Genomic DNA, 1,332 nt, shown 5'->3' on the forward strand with positions numbered 1-1,332 from the left:
GTATATCTTTAAGTACGTCTGGGGTAAAATTACCATAAAGTTCTTCCTCTTGGCGGCCGTAAAATTTTTCGATGGCTTTAGCCGTCTGCACTTTGCCAAGAAATTGAACTTCGTTTTTGGGAATTCCATCGACAATAACAAGAGAGGGGAAAAACCCTGTATTACAGTTATCGCAAGAAAACCTTGTATCTTCCCTGTATTGCTTTTCACGACTATCAAATATGTCGTCAGCCGAATAAAAAAATCCATTAAATAACAGTTCGTTATAAGAAAAAACAGTTCCGCACTTTGGGCAAACCGAATAATTTATAAGTTTTATACCGGTATTCGGTATTCTAAAATTGCCCTTGCCTTCGTCCTCGTTTTTTTCTTCAATTTCCACAAGAAGCTTTTCATTGTTTTTTGAGCCAAAATAACGGCACACGGGTATATCTTTAAGTACGTCTGGGGTAAAATTACCATAAAGTTCTTCCTCTTGGCGACGTTCAATTAAATAGGCCGTTAATTCTTCGATGCTGGTAAAGGCGCTGTCTAATTTGGGAGGGGAATAGGCTTCTTCATAAATCTGTTCAAATTTATCAGGGAAAAAGAAATCTTTAGGAAGGGTTATTTCGCCCGTATCGGTTAAATGATGTATTACTTGAAATATTTTATCTTGTGCGTCTATAACATCTTGTACGCTGATTTTATTTATATTCTCTATTCTATTAATTAATATTCTTGATGCGATTAACGATATATTCCTGGAAATTTTATTAATTACCTCAAAATCCGCAAATTTCAACGCCTTAGCCGCCGTCTCCTCTGATTCCAGTTCCCTCATGATTTTTTGAATGGCGAGATTATCAAGTTTTAAGATTTCATTAATTGGATTTAAACGGCTTTTTTCTGATGAAGTTGGAGAATATTTTTCTTCGGGTGTTGTTTCGTCAATTATTCCATAAAGAATATTTTTTACATCTTTATAGTCAAGTTCTTCTATAACAAAAAGTTTAACGATTGGATCGTCTATATAATTAATGTCCGTATGGGCATTTAAAAAACTTACAGTCATTCTTGTATTATCACCTCGTTGTATACTAAGTACGCCTTCTTTTTTGATTTCCATTAATCGGCGGGTATATTTTTCTTCTTCCTTCTCTATAATGGGTGACAATATATCGTCTATATCTTAAACGTCAGCTCCCTCAACAAAAAAACTTAAAACCCTCTCTACAAAATCACGCCTATTAAATTTTTTTTAATCAACTTTTTCTTTCATAAACAACAAAACCCCTTTTTTTTCCTTTTATGTATAAAAAAACACCCTTTCTGCAACTCTTTTTTATTTGT

1 protein-coding gene is annotated in these 1,332 nt (G+C 33.7%); it reads right to left on the minus strand.

Annotated elements, in window-relative coordinates:
• On the minus strand, positions 1–1,156 hold a 1,156-nt coding region (locus ACYVTD_RS12960; protein ID WP_461248159.1), incomplete at its 3' end, for a FliG C-terminal domain-containing protein.
• Positions 1,157–1,332 lie beyond the last annotated feature (176 nt).

It is taken from the genome of Treponema sp. R6D11, from assembly GCF_054786075.1.